We start from the raw sequence: 22,020 nt of genomic DNA on the forward strand, positions 1-22,020 counted from the left end.
AAGGAAGTTTGAGCCTAAATTTTACTCATCTGCTAAGAAACTTTCTCCCCATTTTAATTCAACTTTACCGCTGGGACTAAATACAACCTTAAATTCAGTTACAGGCTTACTAATTGCCAGCTTAGTAGGCAATATGAGAGTCTCATCCTTGGCTTTACCGTCATCAGGTTTAGATAGCAATTTGGGTAAAGGTGTAGTTGGCAGTAGATCGATCGCTAATTTATCAATTGGTTCATAGGAAACAACTGCCCCTTCCGTATCTACCAATACTCGATAAACCAAATCCCGATCAAAATTAGCAGATGTTTCAGTAGATTCTTTTTTGGTAGATATTTGCCAATTCTGGACAATTAGTTTTTGCAGATCCTCTTGCAACTTCTGGATCTTTTTAGGATCATTAATAGCTGGTAGAGGATTAGCAACAGCAGGATCTAAACTTGATGGAATCTCCGTAGGGATCAGAGTAACTCCAGCTTTAAGTGGAACTGGTTTTTTGAGACTGTTTTTCTCTAAATCCAACGCATCACCAATTAAATCATTAACTTTCTTTTGATCATTAACAGTCAGTAACCGATGCTGAAATACCACATATTTATATTCTCTAGAAATCTTCCTCTCGATCACATTAATTGCGTGCGTAACTGCCTCATTAGCCGCATAACTGGGGGCTTCATCTACAATTGATTGCAGCGATTGCTTAGGATCGAGGAGCATATTTGCCAACCTTCGAGTTAAAGGCACAATCCCATATACATTTACCTTTTTCTCTAAACCCAATTCTTTAACTGCCTTGAGAGCAATTTCTGTAGTCATTTCTGAGCCTCCCCATAAAACATTTATATTTGGGTGGCCTTTGAGCATTGCCTTAACCTTATCTACATCTTGCGGGGTTCTGGCATCCGTCGTTCCCGTTTGAGTCCATTTGGTATTAGAGTCTTTCATACCTTTGAGAAAACCCTGTAAATAAGGATAAAGACGGGTTGAATCTGTCCCATCTACCAAACCCACATTTAGCTCTTTAATTTGGTTCCTGTTGCTGTCTAATGCCTGATTTCCCACATATCTTCCTAGATCGTAACCCATACGGGAAGAATCGCTTTCATAACAAGCAAACACAACTTTCTGAGATTCTTTTGGCAAGCAATCACCAATATTAACAACTACCACACCGGAAACATAAGCCTGGAGAATAGTAGCTGCGGATTTTTCCGGATCTAGGGGTCTCATGATGATTGCATCTACATCCTGGGTGAGCAGTTGTTTGATTCCTTGAGCTTCTGCTTCAACTGTTTCTCCTGTCTTAATGGGGATGATTTCGACTTGTTTATTTTCCTTAGCCAGCCTTTCTAGTCCTTGTTGATATAACTTATAAGTTAAGTTATCGTTGGGAACAATAAATCCGACTTTATACTTTTGTGGGCTGTCTTTAATAATTTTTGCTTCCCAATCTTTATCTTTGGCAGCTTTGTCCCAGTTATAAGATCGTTTCAGTTGATCTACTGACCAAAATTTAGCTCGTTTGAGATTAGCACGCTCGAATTCAGTACCAATTGTAATTGTTCCGTTCCCTAAATCCGCATAGCGGAGCAAAGCTGCCTTAAAGTTGGCTTTGTAGAGATCCGCACCTTGAAGATTAGCACGACTAAGATTAGAGCCTTGAAAATTTGCTTGGTTAAGATTTGCTCCTTCCAAATCAGCCCATATCAAGCGAGAGTTAATGACTGATGCCTTCAAGAGATTGGCATCTCTTAAATAAACACGACTCATACGACTGCTATCCAGATTCGCTTCCTCTAAATTGGCTTTCTCCAAATTAGCTGCCCGCAGAACTGCACCTTTAAGGTTTGCTCCTTTCAAATTTGCCCTTTTTAGATTTACCCTCTCCAGATTTGCGCCTTCTAAGTTAGCTTTCTCTAAGTTTGCTCCTTCAAGGTTTGCTCCACTTAAATTTACGCCAGACAAATCCATTCGGGAAAGGTTAATTCCTTCATATCTGTAAAACTGTGGTGGCCATTGGGCAATACCAGCCCATTCCAATTGAAATTTATAGCATTTATTCAGTTCAATCCCTTCTAAATTGGCCTTGGGAGCCGATTCTCCTAATAGACTTTGGCAAGATTTATTGAGCTTTTCTATAGCTTCTATTCTGGAGTCAGAATGCTCAACACCTTTCTGATTTCTAACTTCTAATCTAGCATCATCAAGAGCCTGTTGTTCTCTCTGGGGAGCTTCTATAAAGTAAGCCCCCATTGCTGCTAACAGCGTAAATTGACCAATTACTGTAGCTAGACTATATAGAGAGACATTTTCACACCATTTAACAAAGTCTCCCAGTCGCTGATCTAAAAACCTTAGTGGGTTGAGCCAGGAATACTTTTCTTCTTTGAGTACTTTTCCTGATTCTAGGCAGTAACTTTCAAACATCCGCCGATAAGTTTCTGGTGGGATATCTAGTTTTTTAGCTTCTTGGAGTATTTTGTACTCTTGTTTGACTGGATCTTCAATAGAAGTAACTTGGTTAAAGCTATGCTCTAAATTCTTGACAACTGTTTCTAATTCTAAAATTTCTGCTTGTTCTTCTGGTGATAGTTCAGTATTTGTAATTTCTGTTGTTTGTGTATGTTCTATATCTTGTGCTTTGTTTTTACCCGCAGTCATATTTTTTAAATGTTGGATATTTACATTTGGTCTTCGTCTGGAAAAATTATTAGGCATAATTATGTAGTGAGTGTATTTTGATAAAGAGATTTAAACTTAGCTAATTGTATTCAATAGCATACTTATTAAGTAATTGCGACAATAGTTTACTTATTTTTATAAATTGCCATTATGGCTGGTGATCATAATTATTGGGTTTTTATGACAATTTCCCAACTTTTGGATAATATTCCCAAAAGAACTAAATATGACAGACTTAAAAAGTAATCAGGAGATGATTTAGATGACTTACAGAATGGAGCGTCGCGCATACGCGGAAACCTACGGGCCTACAGTAGGTGATAAAATTAGACTAGCTGACACTGAATTATTTATCGAAGTCGAACAAGATTTCACAACCTACGGCGATGAGGTAAAATTTGGTGGTGGTAAAGTCATCAGAGATGGCATGGGACAATCCCCAATTTCTAATCATGATGGGGCTGTAGATTTAGTGATTACAAATGCCTTAATTCTTGATTGGTGGGGCATTGTCAAAGCGGATATCGGCATTAAAGATGGTAAAATTTACAAAATTGGTAAAGCCGGAAATCCCTATATTCAAGATAATGTGGATATTATTATTGGCCCGGGAACTGAAGCTTTAGCCGGGGAGGGAATGATTCTGACTGCGGGGGGAATAGATACCCATATCCATTTTATCTGTCCTCAACAAATTGAGGTGGCGATCGCTTCTGGGATCACTACAATGATTGGGGGTGGCACAGGCCCAGCTACAGGAACAAATGCCACAACTTGTACTCCTGGCCCTTGGAATATTTACCGAATGTTGCAAGCGGCAGATGCTTTCCCTGTCAACTTAGGATTTTTAGGTAAAGGTAACACAAGTCAACCTCAAGGACTGATAGAACAAATCGAAGCAGGGGTAATGGGGTTAAAACTTCATGAAGATTGGGGGACAAATCCTGCCACAATTGATACTTGTTTGACTGTTGCTGATGAGTATGATGTGCAAGTAGCAATTCACACTGACACTCTCAATGAAGCTGGCTTTGTGGAAGATACTATTGCCGCTTTTAAACATCGTGCTATTCACACTTATCACACGGAAGGGGCTGGGGGAGGTCACGCACCAGATATTATTAAGGTTTGTGGACAAAGTAATGTTTTACCATCTTCCACTAATCCTACCCGTCCTTACACTGTTAATACTCTAGATGAACATTTAGATATGTTGATGGTATGTCATCACTTAGATGCGGCAATTCCTGAAGATGTATCTTTTGCTGAATCTCGTATCCGTCGGGAAACGATCGCTGCGGAAGATATTCTCCACGATTTAGGCGCGTTTAGTATGATTGCTTCCGACTCCCAAGCCATGGGACGGGTAGGTGAGGTAATAATTCGGACTTGGCAAACAGCACATAAAATGAAGGTGCAACGGGGAAGTCTTGCTGGTGATAGTCATGCTGATAATTTACGAGCCAAACGTTATGTTGCTAAATATACAATTAATCCAGCAATCACTCATGGTATTTCTGAATATGTGGGGTCTGTGGAAGCGGGAAAATTAGCCGATTTGTGTTTGTGGCAACCTGCTTTTTTTGGTGTTAAACCGGAAATTGTCATTAAAGGAGGTATGATTGCTTGGTCGCAAATGGGTGATGCCAATGCTAGTATTCCCACACCCCAACCTGTATATATGCGACCGATGTTTGGCAGTTTTGCTGGTGCTAGAAACGCCACATCATTAACTTTTGTGTCTCAAGCAGCTTTGGCAAGAGAAATTCCTCAACAATTAGAATTAAGGAAATTAGCGATCGCAGTTTCAGGAACTCGTCAAATTACTAAGCGAGATATGAAATTAAATGATGCCTTACCCGAAATTGAAGTAGATTCAGAAACCTACGAAGTTCGTGCAGACGGTGAATTATTAACTTGTGAACCAGCAACCATTTTACCAATGGCACAAAGATACTTTCTGTTTTAGATCCTACCTTCCGCACCCTAAACTGTCACACAACGAAAATTGGTCGTTTGGAGATTTGGTTTTAGCGAACTGCTTGCAGCAGCGCTTCGCTATCGCCTACCAATATTTCTTGGTTTTGGTACAAAATACAACATTAAGTGGGGATAAAAATCAGAAAAAACCGATTGTGACACTGGGGGTGCGGAATGTGGGTTAGATGCCACACAGTTCAAAAATGGTGGCTTAGGAGATTGGTTTCCAAATTCACCCCCTAATTTTCCATAGAGCCTATTCCTTTAATGTTACCTCAAGATTTTCTCTAGAGTTGATTCGACGAAATATAAAATGCCAGATCAACCCAATACCCATTAATCCCAGACCAATTAACCAGTAGTGCCATTCCACACAAAAAGCCAGCAACAGCGAAGACCAAAAAGATAACCAAGATATCCATTTCGGATATAACCGTTCCTCCTTACTGATTTGCAATGCGGCTAGACTGACAATGGCACTTCGGTATAAAGCTCCAAATGTCCCAAAAGACCAAGTAACTTTTACATCACCGATGAATACAAGAAGGGCGATGATCATACCCACAGCGATGACGGCTAAATCAGGTGTTGTCCCCGCACTATTCAGCTTGGTAAAAAAACTAGGCATATCTCCACGACGTGCCATTGCTAACAGCAACCGAGATACACCCAAAACCGTAGTTAAGAGGATACTCAGCATAGAAGTGACAGCGCCAACAGCTAAGAAATTAGCAACAAAGGGAATACCAAAACTATCAGCTACTGCTTTTAAAGGTGCTGCATTCAATCTAGTTGCCTCAGCAAAAGCATCTGACCCAATTGATCCCAAACTGATGACTGCCACGCAGATATAAAGGAGCATGGTGGCAATTATAGTGAAAATAATCGCTCTGGGGATGCTCTTTTTAGGGTCTACAATTTCTTCCCCCACCATAGAAATGCGAGCAGCACCATTATAGGAAACAAACATTAAAGCCACTGATTGCAGAAAATTAATTGCCCAGTCATGAGAATTTGTACCTGAAAAAGTCAATTTCTCAAACCCATGAGTAAAGCAGAAAAAGAACCCCACAATAATTAAACAAAGTAGAGACAGGATGGTGATAGAAACAACTACAATAGTTGATATTTTAGAACTCCGCATCCCCCCCAAAACAATGAAAGTGATCAAAAATACAGCAGTTTCCGCTACAGGGACTAAAATCCCAGCATCTGTCATACCGAGATTATTTAAAAGATAGCCAGAAAATCCCAGGGCGGCCGTGGCAGCTACAGCAGTTTTGCTTAAAAGATAGATCCAGCCGCCGGTAAAGCCTAACCAGGGCGTTAAGTATTGATAACCATATTCATAGATGCCACCACTAACAGGATGATTAACAGCTAGTTGGGCGAGGTTAAGACTATTACAAGCTGCTAATAAGCCGGCAACAATTAAGGCAGCGATCGCCGCTGAACCAGATATCTCAGCAGCAAGACCAATACTGACAAAAATACCCGCGCCAATAACTGATGCTAATCCCATAATTGCCGCACTCAGCCAATCTAACTCTCGTTTCAGTTGCTTTGGCGGATTTTCATTTAACATAGTGTTTCCTTTGAATTGATCTAATTCTACAGGCGACTTGATACATAAACATTACCTGATAAGAGCAACCGCACAGTTCGGACAATACCTGCACTTTCAACAATCATGGACGAGCCTTGATTGCTTGTCACCAAAGAAACCTCAATTTTTCCAGTAGGATGTTCAATTATCACCATTTCATTGCCAGAACCTATTGAAGTAGTAATACCTTCGGCAACAGAACCTTTCAGGAGACTACAGCAACCAACACAAATTGCACCTGTCACGGCATGGGCGCTATGACAAACATTGGGGACAAAATAACGGGAGGTAATGTTTCCCTGATAACGTGGACGTGCAATAATCGCAAATTTAGGAATCACACTATTTGTAACATCACCTAGTCCCATCCGTTCACCAGCAAGGCGGCGAATTCTGGCAATTCGGGCTAAGAAAGCTGTGTCTGCATCGAGTTCTGCCTTGGTTTCATAACCAGTTTTACCTAAATCATTAGCTCGTGCTATCACCATAGGCATGGCGACATCAATGCAAGTAACCTCAACTCCCTCAATTTCTTCACGACAATAGCCTGTGGGTAAAAGTTGACCAGTTTTAGAACCGACAATTTCCATGAAGTTGAGTAAAACTGGTGCTGCTGTCCCTGGTACACCGTCAATGGACATATCACCATCATATATAACTTGTCCTTGAGGGGTCAGGATGATAGCTTCTATCAGTGCATTGGTATTGAGGTTACGGATTTTAACAGTGGTTGTCTGATCTGTTGCGGTGACAAGACCTCTGGCAATGGCAGCATGACCAATACCCGCAACCATGTTACCGCAGGATGGACTCCAATCAATCTCCGCCTTGTTAATGCTCACTTGACCGAAGAGATAATCTACATCAGCCCAAGAATGTGGAGATGGTGAGAAGATGGCTACTTTGCTGGTTAGTGTTGTTGCTCCCCCGATTCCGTCTATTTGGCGGTCATCTGGTGAACCCATTGCGGCTAGAATTATCTTGTCTCGGATAGTTGCCTCTGTTGGTAAATCTGACTGCAAAAAAAATGGTCCACGAGATGTGCCGCTACGGAAGAATAAACATGGGATTGCTAACTGTTTCATATAACCGAACTTTTTTAGTTCTGGGAGTGTTAATAATACAATCTATCAGCGATCGCTTCCCTTGTCGCCAGCTTTTTAGTGACATTTATGCTTAACTTCTTGTTCCTCCTTCCTGCTGACTCGGTGACTCCTGAATTTTTAATTCTGCCTCTGCCAAATGCTTAATCAGCGTAGATTGAGGTAAGGGTCCTTGCAAGTGATTCCAAGGTAAAATTTGCTCAGTTGACCAATTACTATGAACATAAAAATTTAAATCGGGAATTTTTCCTTTTAGTTGTTTAAAAGCGCGTTTATAACTTCCTAGTGAGTCGCCAAAATCACGGGTTAATTCTAATAATTGAGAAAGTCGGCGATCGCCTCTCGACAACAAAGCCTGTATAATTGACCAATTATAGCTTTCTGGTCGAAACTCTATCCCTTGAGGTTTTATTTGCTTTTGTAACAATTGCAACCGTTTTTCTGCTTGCTTATTTACCCCAAACCATTGAAATGGTGTGTGTGATTTGGGTACAAAGGTACTACATCCCAGTGTTAACCGCAAACCAGGAGCAGCTTTTCTTACGTCTTCCATCATTTTTACAGTTGCGTCCACATCTTCGGGTTCTTCCCCTGGAATTCCCACCATTCCATAGAGTTTTAAACTAGATAAACCACCAGCTTTTGCGTTGATAGCCGCTTGGATAATTTCATCATTATGTAATTTTTTATTGACAATTTTCCGCACTTTTTCCGAACCACTTTCCACCGCAATTGTCAATGATCTTGTATCTCGTTTTGTTAAAGTTTCGGCTAATTTAACTGTAACTGTATTGGTTCTTACGGAAGCCACACTTAACCGCACATCATCATATTTTGGTTGACTAATATAATCTAACAATTCTGTAAATTCTGGATGTTGAGTAACAGAAGCCCCCAACAAACCCAAACGATTGGTAACTTTTAAACCCCGTTCAATTCCGGGAATTAAAGAATTTTCTAGACTCGCAGTTCTAAAAGGTAAAGTTAAATAACTAGCTAAACAAAACCGGCACATTTCGGGACAACTTCGCACCACTTCCATCATATAAATATTTTCCCAAGCAGCTTTTTCTGTGACAACAGTAGAGGCAGAAAGAGTATTGCCTCGGTAAGTTTGCTTTTGGATAATGGGGGGAATTTCTGCCGAAATCGGATTAATTGATTTTATTTCTCCATCGGGTGTGATATATTCAATTACATATAAACTCGGAATATAAATTCCCGGAACTTGGGCTAAGGTTTTTAATTGAGTTTCTCTATCAGCATTTCTGACTTTTTTATAAGTATCTATAAAATCACCCAGCAGATTTTCACCATCTCCCAATAAAATCACGTCAAAAAATTCCGCATAAGGTTCAGGATTAGCTGTGAGAACTGGTCCACCGCCAAAAATTAAAGGATGATTTTGATGGCGAGAATTAGCCCGAATTGGAATTTCTAAAGATTCCAAAAGATTAAAAATATTCACATAATCTAATTCCCAAGACATCGAAAAACCTAATAATTCTGGATGTCTAGGAAGTTGTTCCCGAATATCAGTAAATAAGCGACTTACCTGCAAATCATCACGCATAGCCAAAGTCGCCCATACCACCTGATAACCCAGGCTAGTTATCCCCACCGTGTACTCATTGGGAAAGGCGAAAATTACGGGAATAGCATCGTGATTGGGCGTTGCGGGGGTAAACAGCAGGCGTTCACAGTCAAATACAGATGATGTCACAGCTTTTTTAGTAGAGTTATCTATATTTAATTTTAAGCCATAGAATAATCAAGTTAAAACATAATGTCACCCCATTAGCGATGATAACGGGCAAAGCACCGAGAGTAATCCCATAGACTAACCATAGAAGCAAACCACTCATGAAGACAATCAGCATCACATAAGAAACATCTTTTGCTGATTTTGTACGCCATATTTGGAACATTTGTGGTAAAAAAGCAATAGTAGTTAATGCCCCCGCAACTAATCCTAAAATGGTGATCAAATCCATGTTCAATAATATCTCCTGATTTTACAGATTATACTCCATTAATTGCAGATATTTGCCTCAATCCTAGAAATTAACAGTTAAAAAATTTTGTTAGATCATGTTGTTTGCACATTAGATTCGGAAAAGATAAGTAGGTGAACAGAAAAATTTAAAGGTATGTGAAGAAAAGTAAAATCACTCAAAACTCTCTTCCTGTTCCCTGTTAAGAGTTCTCTGTTCCCTTGCCCCAACGACAATTTTTAACGCCCACCTACTTATTACTTGTGAGTTATTCGTCCCAAAAATCCCAATGCACGCACAGAGAAGGAACTAGTACAGGTCGAACGAACAAAGTAGAAATATCAATCAACTTGAGAATAATCATCCCATAAAGTTGTAATTTCTCGTAAACTCTGATGAGTGCCATTACCTAAGATTAAATGATCTAAAATGGCAATAGCTAACAGTTCTGCCCCGGCTAATAATTGACGAGTCAATTCGATATCTGCTTCACTGGGTTCTAAACTACCAGAAGGGTGATTATGGGCAACTATTACCCGTGTGGCACCTTGACGAATGACTTCTCGGAAAATATCACGGGGCGAGGCTAAAGTTTCCGTTGCTGTCCCAATTGTAATCACTTTTGTGCCTAATAACTTATTTTTCACATCCAATAATAATACGGCAAATCTTTCTTGATTTTGCCACATCAAGTCTTGACTCAGCACCGCAGCCGCAGCAATGGGACTATCAATTACTGTTCCGTCGGAGGGACGAGATAAAAAAGTTCGTTTACCCAATTCAATTGCTGCCAAAATAGTTGTCGCTTTTGCCGGTCCCACACCGGGAATTTCCATTAACTCAGCGGGGGAGACATTTCGTAAAGCAGCTAAGGGATCACACTGACCTTTACCCAATTCTTGTAATATATATTGCCCTAAACCAACGGCTGAGAGTTTACCGGGTCCTTGACCAGTACCCAGCAAAATAGCGATTAATTCCGCTGTGGCTAAAATCTTCGGTCCGTGAGTCATTAACCTTTCACGAGGGCGTTCATTTTCCGGTAAATCGGCTATTCTCAGGCAATAAGTCATACCAATTGGGGATTTTGAATTGGGAATAATTGGGTAGAGCCATCTTTATTTATCTCTTATTTTTGGACACAATTATTCCGCGTTGACAAAATCTTTAATTTTTGTAGAGATTACCCGGAATTACTTATTGGTAAATTTGCGTAGCTTTGAGCATATGATAGGTAATAATTAACTGAGTTAGTGCCAGGGGATAACTTTGCAGTGTTTCTCCAGTTGTACCCGCAATTTTACCCAATTCTGGATTACTTTCGCGATCGCACACACTATTTAAATACGGCATATCATTACACATAATGCGTTCTATTTTATTCACCTGTTCCAATGTTGCATGACCGTCAACCTCCAAAACATCCACCGGTTTTCCCATATCTCTATCTAGTCCCAAGCGGATAGCTGACTGGGAATCACTACGACCAGCGTGAATAATTTCCGTAAAATCAGGGTGGGGAATCGAAGGACGCAGCACCAAGCGCACATTTAAACGTCCATTTGTGTTATCAATTTCATCACTGGGAGGATAGAAACTGACTACAATATCCGACCATTGCCGCTGAGGGCGGATATACCTTTCTGAATCTGGTTCGCGCTTGTCTAACTCCGCTAATACCTGTTCTGGAGTATAACCGCGCTTTTGAGTATCCCGTTTCACCTTCCAATCAGCGCGAAGTGGTTCAGGAGGGGCAAGATAGACTTTAACATCATAAGCATCACGGGCTACACGGGTAGAATAACCTAGTAACCCTTCAATAATCACAAATTTACTGGGTTTGATATATTGCGGTGGTTCAAAAGTCCCTGTAGAGTGGCTGTAAACCGGCTTCAGAATCGCCTGTCCTGTCCGTAATAGCGATAAATGTTGCTGCATGATATCCAGATAGTTACAATCAGGATGCAGGGCTGTAATGCCGATTTCTGCCCGTTGTGTGCGATCATAGCGGTGGTAATCGTCTGTACAGATAATAGTCACATTTTCTGGACCTAGTACCTGAGCAATCCCTCTAGTCAGAGTTGTTTTCCCAGCAGCACTATCACCAACAATACCCAGAATAATTGGACGGCTCATGAATACCTCCTCTGACGCGAGTAAGTTTATAGAATAATCTTTAATTTTAGGGGGCAAATAAGCCCTTTTTTTAGAAAATCCTATCTTTGCAACATCTCTACACAAACTCCCCAGATTTTAATTATTCCCCACTAACAACATCCGCGCCTCTATTGCTTCCCATGTTGTTGGTGATACCCGCACCGCCGCTTCTTTGCATTGGATAATTAAGTAATTCGCGTAGAGGTATTTATCTAAGTCTTTGATTTCTTCTTCAGATAAATTAACCATTTTTGGGGTGAGATTAAAACTTTTGAGTAAGGTTTCTATCAATGTTTTAGCAAAAGCTTGATGTATTTCTTTTGGTTGTTTATCATCAGGTATTTTAGCTTTTAGTGTTTCTACTAGTTGAGCAGGTAACACAGTAAAGTTGAGTTTTTGATTAAATATCTGTAATTTTTCAATTTCACCGATGTTATAAATGGCGTGGGCGAGGGTGAGGACGTTGACGTAGGCGAGGTCGTGGGCGTGGGCGAGGGTGAGGACGTTGACGTAGGCGAGGGCGAGGGTGCTGGCGTTGGCGAAGGCGTTAGCGTTAGCGAAGGCGTTGGCGTTAGCGTAGGCGTTGGCGTTAGCGTAGGCGTAGGCGATCGCAACTGCACGTTTCCCAACTGGTTTATAATCACCTTGAGATCCTACTGTGACTTCTTCCGCCCAATTTAATAAAGCCTGTAATTTTGGGGTATTGATATAGTTTTGTACTTCCTTTTCCATCAACAACAATAAATCATCTGCACCACCCCGCATAACTCCCGCAACTAATAAAAATACCTCTTTCCAGCGTTTATCTGTCAGATGTTCAGTCACTAATTTTTCAACTAAGCGATAATCATCAATATATTGGGCTGTTAAATATTCCTGTAGCGTCAAATGAGAAAAAGAATAAACATCTCTAGCACGTTCGACTAAAATTCCCTGTTCAATAGTAATAGCATCCAATATTTTCCCAGGATCTAAATTTTTCGGTGCATTATCATTATTAGATAGAAATTTTTGAATTCGATTTAAAACTTCTTGCTGAGAAAAGAATAACTTATTTGATGAAAAATTATGATAAGCAATTTCTGCCAACATGATTTTTTCTAAATCAATCCCAATTTGACGATAAACTGGTTCATAAGGTAATCTTTTTTCAGATGCCCATCTTCTCAATAAAATATCTAAAGCATTACCATATAATGTAGCTCTCTTTTTGGGTAAATCTTGAGATTCATCATATTCTAAACATAAAAAAGTTAATAATAAGGGAGTTCTAGCCAATTCCCTAGTAGCTTCTTCACTATTAATTTTATTCCAGCATTTTTCCGCAGTCCCTAATTGTTTATCAACTTCTGAATAAAACCAGTTATTAATAAACTGTTGAATTTGCATATTATTAAAATCCGCAATAATAAATTCTTTAAAATCTTTGAAATTTTGACGATGAGCAGCCGTTCGACAAGAAATAACGAATTTATTCTGCTTATTTTTCTTAACAAACTGTTGTATTTTATTAATAACTAATTCAAAATTTCTACTAGGTACTTCGTCTAATCCATCAAATAAAAGTAATAATTTACCTTGATTGAGTAATTGATAAGTAAATTCTTTTGCTCGTGGTAACTGACAAGATAAAAACTCATTTGTAATAATATTAAAAATATTAACTTCATTTCCAGTAAATTGTTTTAGTTCTATTAAAACTGGAATATATTGATTCTGAATTTGTCCAGAATTACCTTTAAGTGTTTCTAGTCCTATTTTTCTTAAAAATGTAGACTTACCCGCACCCGGTTGTCCCAATATCATTAAATGTGCATATTGGTTAGCAATTGTCATTCCATTTCGTCTTGCAGATTTTTCATTAGTCAATCTGCGACTACCATTTTGGCGATAATTTTCTTCTAATGCTGTTACTGATTTAAAATTTCTAATCTCATCAGGTTCTAAACATTGGACTTCTGTATAAATATCATCTAAATTTACAGGTTGAGACATTCCCAAAACTCGCAACCGATTATATCGTTTCTGATAATTAAGAATGTATTGTTTAGAAGCTTGATAAATTATTTTTTTGGTTTTCTTGTCTGATTTAATTTCTAGATTTTTGATATACAATTCAATTTCAAACATTTCGATATACAATTCAGCAAAATGATTAACTGCTTCATCAGATGCAACTTCTGGTAATCCCACCAATTGATCTAAACTAACATTATTTATGCCAGATAATTCTAATGAATTTAATATATCTGTTGCCGAACCTTCAACAACTACAACACGGCTCATTGTTCCACCTATAGGTTTTAAAGACAAATTTTGTAATTCTTGAATTGTGTCACCTATAACCTGAGAAAGTTGATTTTTTCGCCGCTCAATTAATGCTTGTCGGTATGCTATAGGTGATGGAAAATCAGCAGGTTTAAGATTTGAAATACTTTGATTATTCCTGAGTTGATTTTCATCACCCAATGTCATAATTACCCGAATTTTTTCATCACCCCTTGCATTCATTAAAAATTCTTCCAGCAAAGGATCAATTTTAGTAATTTGGTCTTCTTTAAGGTTCATATATACTCAAAACGGCTGAATAATTTGATTCTACCGTAGGGGTTTAGTCAAACAGGCGGTTAGAAACCGCGTCTACACAGGCAAAACCCACCTGCGTGGGTTTCAAATCCTTGATTTTTCCTTAGTCCGCACAGGCGGACTTTGTTTGTGTGGTTCCGTGAATTACATTCGCCAAGGCTATTTCCCAACCGTATTTAGTATAGTGCAGTTGGTATTTGAACTAAACCTTTACCTTGACGTTCTTTATCCAGTCCCAAATCTTTACAAGTAGAAAGCAGTGCATCAAATAAATCAAGGTATGTAATTGTTTGATATTTCTCTAATATTAACGCAGCCACACCAGAAACAATAGGAGTTGCCATTGATGTTCCATCCCATGCTTCATATCCTCCACCCATAACACTAGAATAAACACCTTTCCCTGGTGCAACTACATAAGGAACTTGATATTGATGGTTATTAATTGCTATTGTGCCACTACCGCTAAAAGCTGCAACTTGATAATTGGAATTTATCGCACCTACAGAAAGTGAACCTCGACAATTAGCGGGTGTATCACTTCTATTCATACCATCATTACCCACAGCACAAACGGGTAATATACCTACGGCTAATAAAGAGTCAATTAAATCGCTAATTTCATCAATAAATGTGGGAATACCTGCGGAAATATTGACTATATTTACCTCCGGTTGCATTGCTAACCAGTCTAACCATAAAAATAAATCTGATAATTTACCTGTACCTCCCGGTGTTAATGTTCCGCTAATGAGTTGAGTTTCTGGTGCTACTCCCACTTCTTGTCCACAAATTAACCCCGCAACATGAGTACCATGACCTTCTGTATCTTGAGGAGATATAATTTGAATTTGCTGTGTTCTATTATTCAGACTGTAGGAAGCAACTACTTTTCCTGCTAATGTTGTATGGGTTGCTTCAATTCCCGTATCCAAAACAGCAACAGTGATATTTTTCCCTGTGCCTGTAAATCCCTTTTGACGTGCTAAATTCAGAGATATGGCTTCTAAATGCCAAAGATCATCTGTGGTGAGAGTGGTTTTAGAAACTGCCGTACTTTTTTGTGGTTTAATTAATTCTATTGGCAAATCCCGTAAAATTAAAGCATTAGGTAAATCTTGCCGTAGTTGTTCAACTTCTTCATCAGGTATATCAACAACTTTAGCACCTGTAATATTTGAATAAGTTGGATATTCGCTAATTGTATCTGTATCTTCTAAATAACTAATTATTTCTTGATATCCAGAATCTTTTTGCCAAAAATTCACCACTTCTGCAACTTGTGAGGGACGACTTTCAGGAGTAAATTTTCTCGATGCTAATTTTAAAGAACGTGCTACCGATGTTGTTTTCGGACGAATAATATAAACAGTCATCAAGAACCCCTTACCAAACAATTGCCATACAACATATTACTAGAGTAAAGGTCGGTTTAAAAGAGGATTTAGGGGTTGACATTCGATTTTAAATTTGTTATCATAAACTCGATAAGGAAGAACTATCATAAAATAATTAATAAACATAAATTATGACAAAACAAACCCTGGGTTTAGAACAAAGCCTATATGATTATTTGCTTTCAGTTTCCCTGCGAGAAGCGGATATTTTAACCCAACTGCGTCAAGAAACCGCTCAAATGCCCAGGTCTATAATGCAAATATCTCCTGAACAGGGGCAATTCATGGCATTATTAATTAAGTTGATAGGAGCAAAAAAAACCTTAGAAGTCGGTGTATTTACTGGCTATAGTTCCTTAGTAGTGGCTTTGGCTTTACCCGCAGATGGTAAAATAGTCGCCTGTGATGTTAGTGAAGAGTATACCAGTGTAGCTCGACGTTATTGGCAAGACGCGGGAGTAGCTGATAAAATTGATTTGCATATTGCCCCAGCATTGGAAACATTAGATAATTTATTAACAACCGGGGAAACGGGAACATTTGATTTTGCCTTTATAGATGCTGATAAGGGTAACTATGATAATTATTATGAAAGATGTCTTGAATTAATTCGCCCAGGTGGACTAATTGCCATTGATAATGTGTTGTGGTCAGGTAAAGTTGCAGACACAGAAATCCAGGATAATCAAACTAATAAAATTCGGGCTTTAAACCGCAAATTACATGAAGATTCCCGCATTACCCTGAGTTTAGTTCCCATAGCCGACGGATTAACCTTAGCGATGAAAAATTAGTCCGAATAGATAGCGCAGGAATCGCGCTTAGTCCTATTTATAGCTAGACTAAGAATATAACTTGAAAATATCAAATACAATGTCCAATCATCCTTCAGTTATAAGTGTCTCTTCTGAAATTATGAGTGGTACTCCTGTTTTTACGGGAACAAGAGTTCCTATACAAACACTCTTAGATTATTTAAAAGCAGGAGACTCAATAGATGATTTTTTAGATGGTTTTCCCACTGTTACTAGGGAACAAGTCATTACATTCTTAGAAGAAGCAGGAAAAGAAATGATTAACAAGGTAGCTTAGGATGAAACTGCTTCTAGATGAATGTATTGACCGCAAGTTAACTAAGGAATTTGTCGGTTATGAAATCAAAACAGTTCCCCAAATGGGATGGGCGGGAACTAAAAATGGTAAACTACTGGCTTTAGTAGAACAGGAATTTGATGTTTTTATTACGGTTGACAGAAATTTATCTTTTCAGCAAAATTTGTCTCAGTTCAATATTGCTGTAGTTGTTTTACAAGCATCTTCTAATAGACTAATTGATTTGAAACCTTTAGTTCCCAAGATTGTAGATATTTTATCTACCTTAGTAAAGGGTCAAGCTGTAGTTGTTAGTCTTGAATGATAAGGAACAACGAACCACACCGAAGGTATCGCCCTCAATACGGTGCGGATAAAATTAATAATTGATATTATTCTCAACAACAGAATGCAAGAATAAATCTTTTATAATTACAAAAGTTGGGATTTTCGTTTAACCGAATCGTATTGAGGAATATGGATATTATATTTTTCTAAATCTCCAATTTATCCCCCCGAATTGAATAATCTAACAATTCCATTGGGTGCATAACAGAAATAGTTTTCCCCTGTAAATACTTACTAATCTGCAAACTACAACCAGGGTTAGGAGAAGCAATCAAATCTGCGCCAGTATTTAACAAATTCTCAGCTTTTTGTTTACCTAATTCTTCCGCTACTTCCGGTTGTAACATATTATAAACCCCCGCACTACCACAACACAAAGCTGCGTCTATGGGTTCTTTTAAAGTCACACCGGGAATTTGTTTTAACAGTTGACGGGGTTGAACACTAATTTTTTGACCATGTAATAAATGACAAGCATCTTGATAAACTAAATTGATATTTTTCTCAGTCAAAGGTGAAAGTTTAGCAGTTAAACCCACATTAACTAAAAACTCCTGTGAATCTTTCACTTTAGCTGCAAATATTTTCGCTTTTTCGGCATATTCTGGATCATCTGCTAAAATATGACTATATTCCTTCAAAGTATGACCACAACCAGCAGCGTTAATAATCACAAAATCAACATTAGTATCAGCAAAACTATCAATCATTTGTCTTGCTAATGTTTTAGCTTGTTCCGTTTGTCCTTGGTGTTCAGGAAGTGCAGCACAACAACCTTGAGATTTAGGAATTACCACCTCACAACCATTAGCAGTTAAAACTCTTACCGTCGCTTCATTGACACCAGAGAAAAACAACCTTTGCACACATCCTAAAATTACACCCACGCGATATCTTTTTTCACCTTTCGCTGGGATGATATCTGGTAAATTATCCTGAAAAGATTTAAGAGTAATTTCCGGTAAAATAGATTCCATAGCAGCTAACCGGGGAGATATAGCCTTAATTAACCCAGTTGCTTGTAATAACTTAGAAATTCCTAATTTTTGATAAACTAATAAAGGAAAAAGTAAAATTCTTAAAAGATCAGGATTAGGAAACAGAGAAAAAATCAATTGTCGAACCAACTTATCAGGTAAACTGCGACTATAATTCCTCTCCACCTGATGTCTAGTAGCCGAAATCAACTTATCATACTGGACACCAGAAGGACAAGTAGAAACACAAGCCAGACAACCCAAACAAGAATCAAAATGTTCAACAGTAGCCGTATTGAGAGCAATTTCACCCTCATTAATAGCATCCATTAAATAGATACGTCCCCTGGGAGAATCCATCTCCTTTCCTAATATCCGATAACTAGGACAAGTAGACAAACAAAAACCACAATGAACACAACTATCAATTAACTTTGCATCAGGTGGACAATTACCATCAAAACCCTTTAAATTCTTAATACTAGCAGTATTATTATTCACCGAACCTTCCGAAACTTGCATTTATATTCCTCCCCTCTTAACCTCTGTGACCTCTGTGCCTCTGTGGTTCGTTTATTAAAACTTAAATCCCACCCACAAACCGACCAGGACTTAAAATATTTTGAGAGTCAAACTGTTCCTTAATGCGGCGCATTACCTGCAACCCATTACCAGTATACCCCCAAACATCAAACCTTTCCTTGAACTCAACAGGTGCAGATAAAACACTTAAAAAACCAGAATTTGCTTGACATAAATTTCGCAAAGGCAAAATCTGCTTTTGATTTTCTAAACGCACCAAACCCAAACCACTACTAATGTGAATTAAACCAACTTCTATTTGATTGATAATTTCCACCGCCGCAGTTGGTAATACTCCTATTTTGCAGGTAATCGTAGATTCCGTAACATGAGAATGTATTTGTTCTGGTAATCGTTGCCATAAATCAGTTTCATTATTTCCTGAATAAATTACCCCATGTAAACCCAATTTTTCGCAAATTGCTAATAGTCGTTTGCACTGTTCTTGGACACTTTCATTAATATTTTGAAACCGGGTAATTAAACCTGTTCCTGTCCCCAAATCCAAATTAGTAACTAACTTACTTGATAATAAATCTGCTTGAGTTGGTGTTAATTCCGAACCTTGTAAAGTTCTTACTGCTTGGGATATGGCTTCTGGCTTCCCAGTTAATATCACTGTTCCCGAAGTTTCAGGAATCGGATAAACTCGAAAAGTGACTTGGCTGATAATTCCTAATGTACCGTAAGCGCCAGTAAATAATTTCATTAAGTCGTAACCAGCCACATTTTTGACAACTCGTCCCCCAGCTTTAGCGATTTGTCCATCTGCGCGGATAAAAGTTATCCCTAAAAGTTGGTCACGCACACCACCATAACGTTGACGCAGAGAACCTGTATCAGCCGTAGCAACGATACCGCCTATGGTAGCAGAATCAGGAAAAGCCGGATCAAGTGCTAAAAATTGGTTATGTTTACCTAAAATCTCTTGAAGCTGGGCAAATTTCATCCCTGCTTCGACGGTGACAGTTAAATCACCAACTGCGTGTTCTATGAGTTGGTTGATGCGATCGCTGCTGACAACAATATCAATATTTTTAGCTAAACCACCCCAATTGATTTTACTACCGCTACCACAGGTGAGAACGCGCCATTGATGACTGTTGGCGATCGCTATCACTGCGGCTAATTCTGCTTGGTTATGGGGATAAATGACGCAACTGGGTTGGCTTTTGGAGTCTATCCCTTGTTGGATATGATGCTGTTGGGTGGGGGTAAGATTTTCCCACGATATAATAGAGGTTTCAGGGCTGAGAATAGAAGTTAAGGTAGATGCTATTGAATTCATCAGTGTATTTTTCATATCCTTCTTAATTAATGTAAGTAGCTTGGCATAATTAAATATAAGACCACTCTCCAAACCTCTCCCTAACCCTCTCCTCTTAGGAGAGGGGAAAGGAATTACTTTTATTACTGGAGAGGCTTTGACTCCCCCTTCCCTACCAGAGAAGGGGGCTGGAGGGTTAGGTCTATCTTATATTTTTAACGCCTACTTACTTAATATGAATTATATTTCGCACCAGGGAACAAAGTCATAAAATTAGGGACGGGAAACCCACAGTTAGGGCGGGGAAACCCCGCCCCTACGTTAGCCTTTATCTAGACGCAATACAGCCATAAAAGCTTCCTGGGGTACATCTACAGTACCTATGGCTTTCATGCGTTTTTTGCCTTTGGCTTGCTTCTGCAATAGTTTCTTTTTGCGGCTGATGTCGCCACCGTAGCATTTAGCTAACACATCTTTTCGCATGGCGGGGATATGTTCACTGGCGATAACTTTCGCGCCAATGGAAGCTTGAATGGGGACTTTGAATTGATGACGGGGAATTAGTTCTTTGAGTTTTTCCGCCATTGATCTACCGACATTGTAGGCTTTATCTCTGTGAACGATCATGGCTAGGGAATCCACTGGATCACCGTTAATCATGATATCCAATTTTACTAAAGGATTTTCGCGGTAGCCAATCAGATGATATTCCATACTGGCGTAACCGCGAGAACGAGATTTCATTTGATCAAAAAAGTCGGTAACAACTTCGGCTAAGGGTAATTCATAGGTGAGTGTGGTCCGTCCTTGGGTGAGATATTTCATATCTTTGAAGATACCGCGACGGTTTTGAGACAACTCCATTAAAGAACCGACGTAGATTTCGGGGGTAATCATTTCTACTTTGACGTAGGGTTCTTCAATTCTGTCGCGTTCATTGGGTGCGGGTAAGCGGCTAGGATTATCAATGTACAGTTCTTCCCCTTTGATGGTGACCACTTTGTAAACCACTGAGGGGGCAGTAATGATTAAATCTAGGTTATACTCCCGTTCTAAGCGTTCCTGGACGATTTCCATGTGCAGTAGTCCCAAAAACCCGCAACGGAAACCAAAACCCATGGCACTGGAGGTTTCTGGCTCATACTGTAATGCGGCATCATTGAGTTCTAGTTTTTCTAAAGCTTCCCGCAAGTCTTCAAACTGATCTGCGTCTATGGGGAACATTCCACAAAATACCATCGGATTGGCTTCTGCGTAACCAGGTAAGGCTTCGGTGGCTTTGTTTTTGCATAGGGTAATGGTATCTCCGACTCTGGCATCAGCTACGGCTCTAATGGCTGCACCTAAATAACCTACTTCTCCGGCATGGAGTTCTTCAACTGGCTTTTGGGTGGGAGAGAGTACGCCTAATTCATCAATGACATATTCTTTACCGGATGCCATTAAGTAGATGCGATCGCCTCTTTTGACAGTACCATCCATGACCCGAAAATAAACAATTACACCTCGGTAACTATCATAATAACTATCAAAAATCAGCGCTCGCAGGTTTTCATTCACCGTGTCAGCAGGTGGGGGAACTCGTTCGACAATTGTTTCTAAAATCTCAGCAATGCCAATTCCCTCTTTCGCTGAAGCTAAAATTGCACCACTGCAATCTAAACCAATAATTTCCTCAATTTCGCCAATTACTCGCTCTGGTTCTGCTCCTGGTAAATCAATTTTATTTAAAACCGGAATAATTTCTAGATTACTCTCTAGAGCTAAATACACATTTGCCAGGGTTTGCGCCTCTACGCCTTGGGACGCATCCACAACTAACAATGCCCCTTCACAAGCCACAAGAGAACGAGACACTTCATAGGAAAAGTCTACGTGACCAGGAGTATCAATTAAATTGAGAACGTACTGCTGACCATCTTTGGCAGTATAATTCATCCGGGCAGCTTGCAGCTTAATTGTAATGCCGCGCTCCCGTTCCAAATCCATGTTATCGAGAAACTGCTCTTTCATCTGTCTATCTTCTACAGTCCCAGTAGCCTGTAGCAACCGATCTGCGAGAGTTGATTTCCCGTGATCAATGTGAGCAATAATACAAAAGTTGCGAATGCGATCTGCGGGAACGTCAGTCATATACCATCTTTGCTCTAAAGCAAACCAAAGTGAAAGCTATTTACTCCATGTATTTTAATGCTTTTTGAGGTAATAAGGGAAGAGGGAAGAGGGAAGAGGCAGGGGGCAGGGGGAAGTCT

Annotated in this window: 16 protein-coding genes; 4 read left to right on the plus strand and 12 right to left on the minus strand. The window is 39.3% G+C overall.

All coding sequences use genetic code 11. The features are described from left to right. Positions 1-21 precede the first annotated feature (21 nt). Entirely contained in the window at positions 22-2,715 is a 2,694-nt protein-coding gene (locus IQ226_RS05080) for a pentapeptide repeat-containing protein (protein WP_193892880.1), read from the minus strand. 226 nt (positions 2,716-2,941) lie between these two features. On the opposite strand from IQ226_RS05080, the gene ureC reads away from it, so the two are divergent. After that, on the plus strand, positions 2,942-4,648 hold the full coding sequence (gene ureC / locus IQ226_RS05085) for an urease subunit alpha (protein WP_193892883.1): 1,707 nt from the start codon (positions 2,942-2,944) through the stop codon (positions 4,646-4,648). A gap of 267 nt (positions 4,649-4,915) precedes the next feature. Here the strand turns inward: ureC and IQ226_RS05090 are convergent, their stop codons facing one another. From IQ226_RS05090 to IQ226_RS05125, 8 genes are all read right to left on the minus strand, one after another. Beyond that, positions 4,916-6,244 (minus strand): APC family permease, encoded by a 1,329-nt coding sequence (locus IQ226_RS05090; RefSeq protein WP_193892886.1) that lies wholly within the window; start codon positions 6,242-6,244, stop codon positions 4,916-4,918. A gap of 26 nt (positions 6,245-6,270) precedes the next feature. Continuing rightward, positions 6,271-7,350 carry a 4-oxalomesaconate tautomerase gene (locus IQ226_RS05095; RefSeq protein ID WP_193892889.1) on the minus strand — a complete coding sequence of 360 codons (1,080 nt, stop codon included), beginning with the start codon at positions 7,348-7,350 and terminating at the stop codon, positions 6,271-6,273. Positions 7,351-7,441: 91 nt separating this feature from the next. After that, complete coding sequence (locus tag IQ226_RS05100; protein WP_193892892.1) at positions 7,442-9,091, minus strand: radical SAM protein; 1,650 nt, start codon at positions 9,089-9,091, stop codon at positions 7,442-7,444. A gap of 16 nt (positions 9,092-9,107) precedes the next feature. Next, a complete protein-coding gene (locus IQ226_RS05105; protein ID WP_193892895.1) occupies positions 9,108-9,362 on the minus strand; it encodes a SemiSWEET transporter in 255 nt (84 codons plus the stop codon). 341 nt (positions 9,363-9,703) lie between these two features. Next, complete coding sequence (gene radC / locus IQ226_RS05110; protein ID WP_193892898.1) at positions 9,704-10,435, minus strand: DNA repair protein RadC; 732 nt, start codon at positions 10,433-10,435, stop codon at positions 9,704-9,706. A gap of 124 nt (positions 10,436-10,559) precedes the next feature. Further along, positions 10,560-11,498, minus strand: coding sequence for a phosphoribulokinase (locus IQ226_RS05115; RefSeq protein WP_193892901.1), 939 nt, complete (start codon positions 11,496-11,498; stop codon positions 10,560-10,562). A 117-nt stretch (positions 11,499-11,615) separates the two neighbouring features. Beyond that, positions 11,616-14,087: an NACHT domain-containing NTPase gene (locus IQ226_RS05120; RefSeq protein ID WP_193892905.1), complete on the minus strand. Its 2,472-nt coding sequence runs from the start codon at positions 14,085-14,087 to the stop codon at positions 11,616-11,618. A 194-nt stretch (positions 14,088-14,281) separates the two neighbouring features. Next, on the minus strand, positions 14,282-15,481 hold the full coding sequence (locus IQ226_RS05125; protein ID WP_193892908.1) for a S8 family serine peptidase: 1,200 nt from the start codon (positions 15,479-15,481) through the stop codon (positions 14,282-14,284). Between the two features lie 152 nt (positions 15,482-15,633). On the opposite strand from IQ226_RS05125, the gene IQ226_RS05130 reads away from it, so the two are divergent. From IQ226_RS05130 to IQ226_RS05140, 3 genes are all read left to right on the plus strand, one after another. Further along, entirely contained in the window at positions 15,634-16,296 is a 663-nt protein-coding gene (locus IQ226_RS05130; RefSeq protein WP_193892911.1) for a class I SAM-dependent methyltransferase, read from the plus strand. A gap of 79 nt (positions 16,297-16,375) precedes the next feature. Next, entirely contained in the window at positions 16,376-16,594 is a 219-nt protein-coding gene (locus tag IQ226_RS05135) for a DUF433 domain-containing protein (protein ID WP_193892914.1), read from the plus strand. A 1-nt stretch (position 16,595) separates the two neighbouring features. After that, positions 16,596-16,919, plus strand: coding sequence for a DUF5615 family PIN-like protein (locus IQ226_RS05140; RefSeq protein ID WP_193892917.1), 324 nt, complete (start codon positions 16,596-16,598; stop codon positions 16,917-16,919). Between the two features lie 169 nt (positions 16,920-17,088). Here IQ226_RS05140 and IQ226_RS05145 read toward each other — a convergent pair whose 3' ends face one another. The 3 genes from IQ226_RS05145 to lepA form a co-directional block, all read right to left on the minus strand. Continuing rightward, entirely contained in the window at positions 17,089-18,441 is a 1,353-nt protein-coding gene (locus IQ226_RS05145; RefSeq protein ID WP_193892920.1) for a (Fe-S)-binding protein, read from the minus strand. Positions 18,442-18,502: 61 nt separating this feature from the next. Then, positions 18,503-19,789, minus strand: a complete 1,287-nt coding sequence (locus tag IQ226_RS05150) for an FAD-binding oxidoreductase (protein WP_193892923.1) — start codon at positions 19,787-19,789, stop codon at positions 18,503-18,505. A 300-nt stretch (positions 19,790-20,089) separates the two neighbouring features. Continuing rightward, positions 20,090-21,901 (minus strand): translation elongation factor 4, encoded by a 1,812-nt coding sequence (lepA, locus tag IQ226_RS05155; protein ID WP_193892927.1) that lies wholly within the window; start codon positions 21,899-21,901, stop codon positions 20,090-20,092. Between the last annotated feature and the right edge of the window lie 119 nt (positions 21,902-22,020).

It is taken from the genome of Dolichospermum sp. LEGE 00240, from assembly GCF_015207875.1.
In the GTDB taxonomy this organism is placed as follows: domain Bacteria; phylum Cyanobacteriota; class Cyanobacteriia; order Cyanobacteriales; family Nostocaceae; genus Dolichospermum; species Dolichospermum gracile.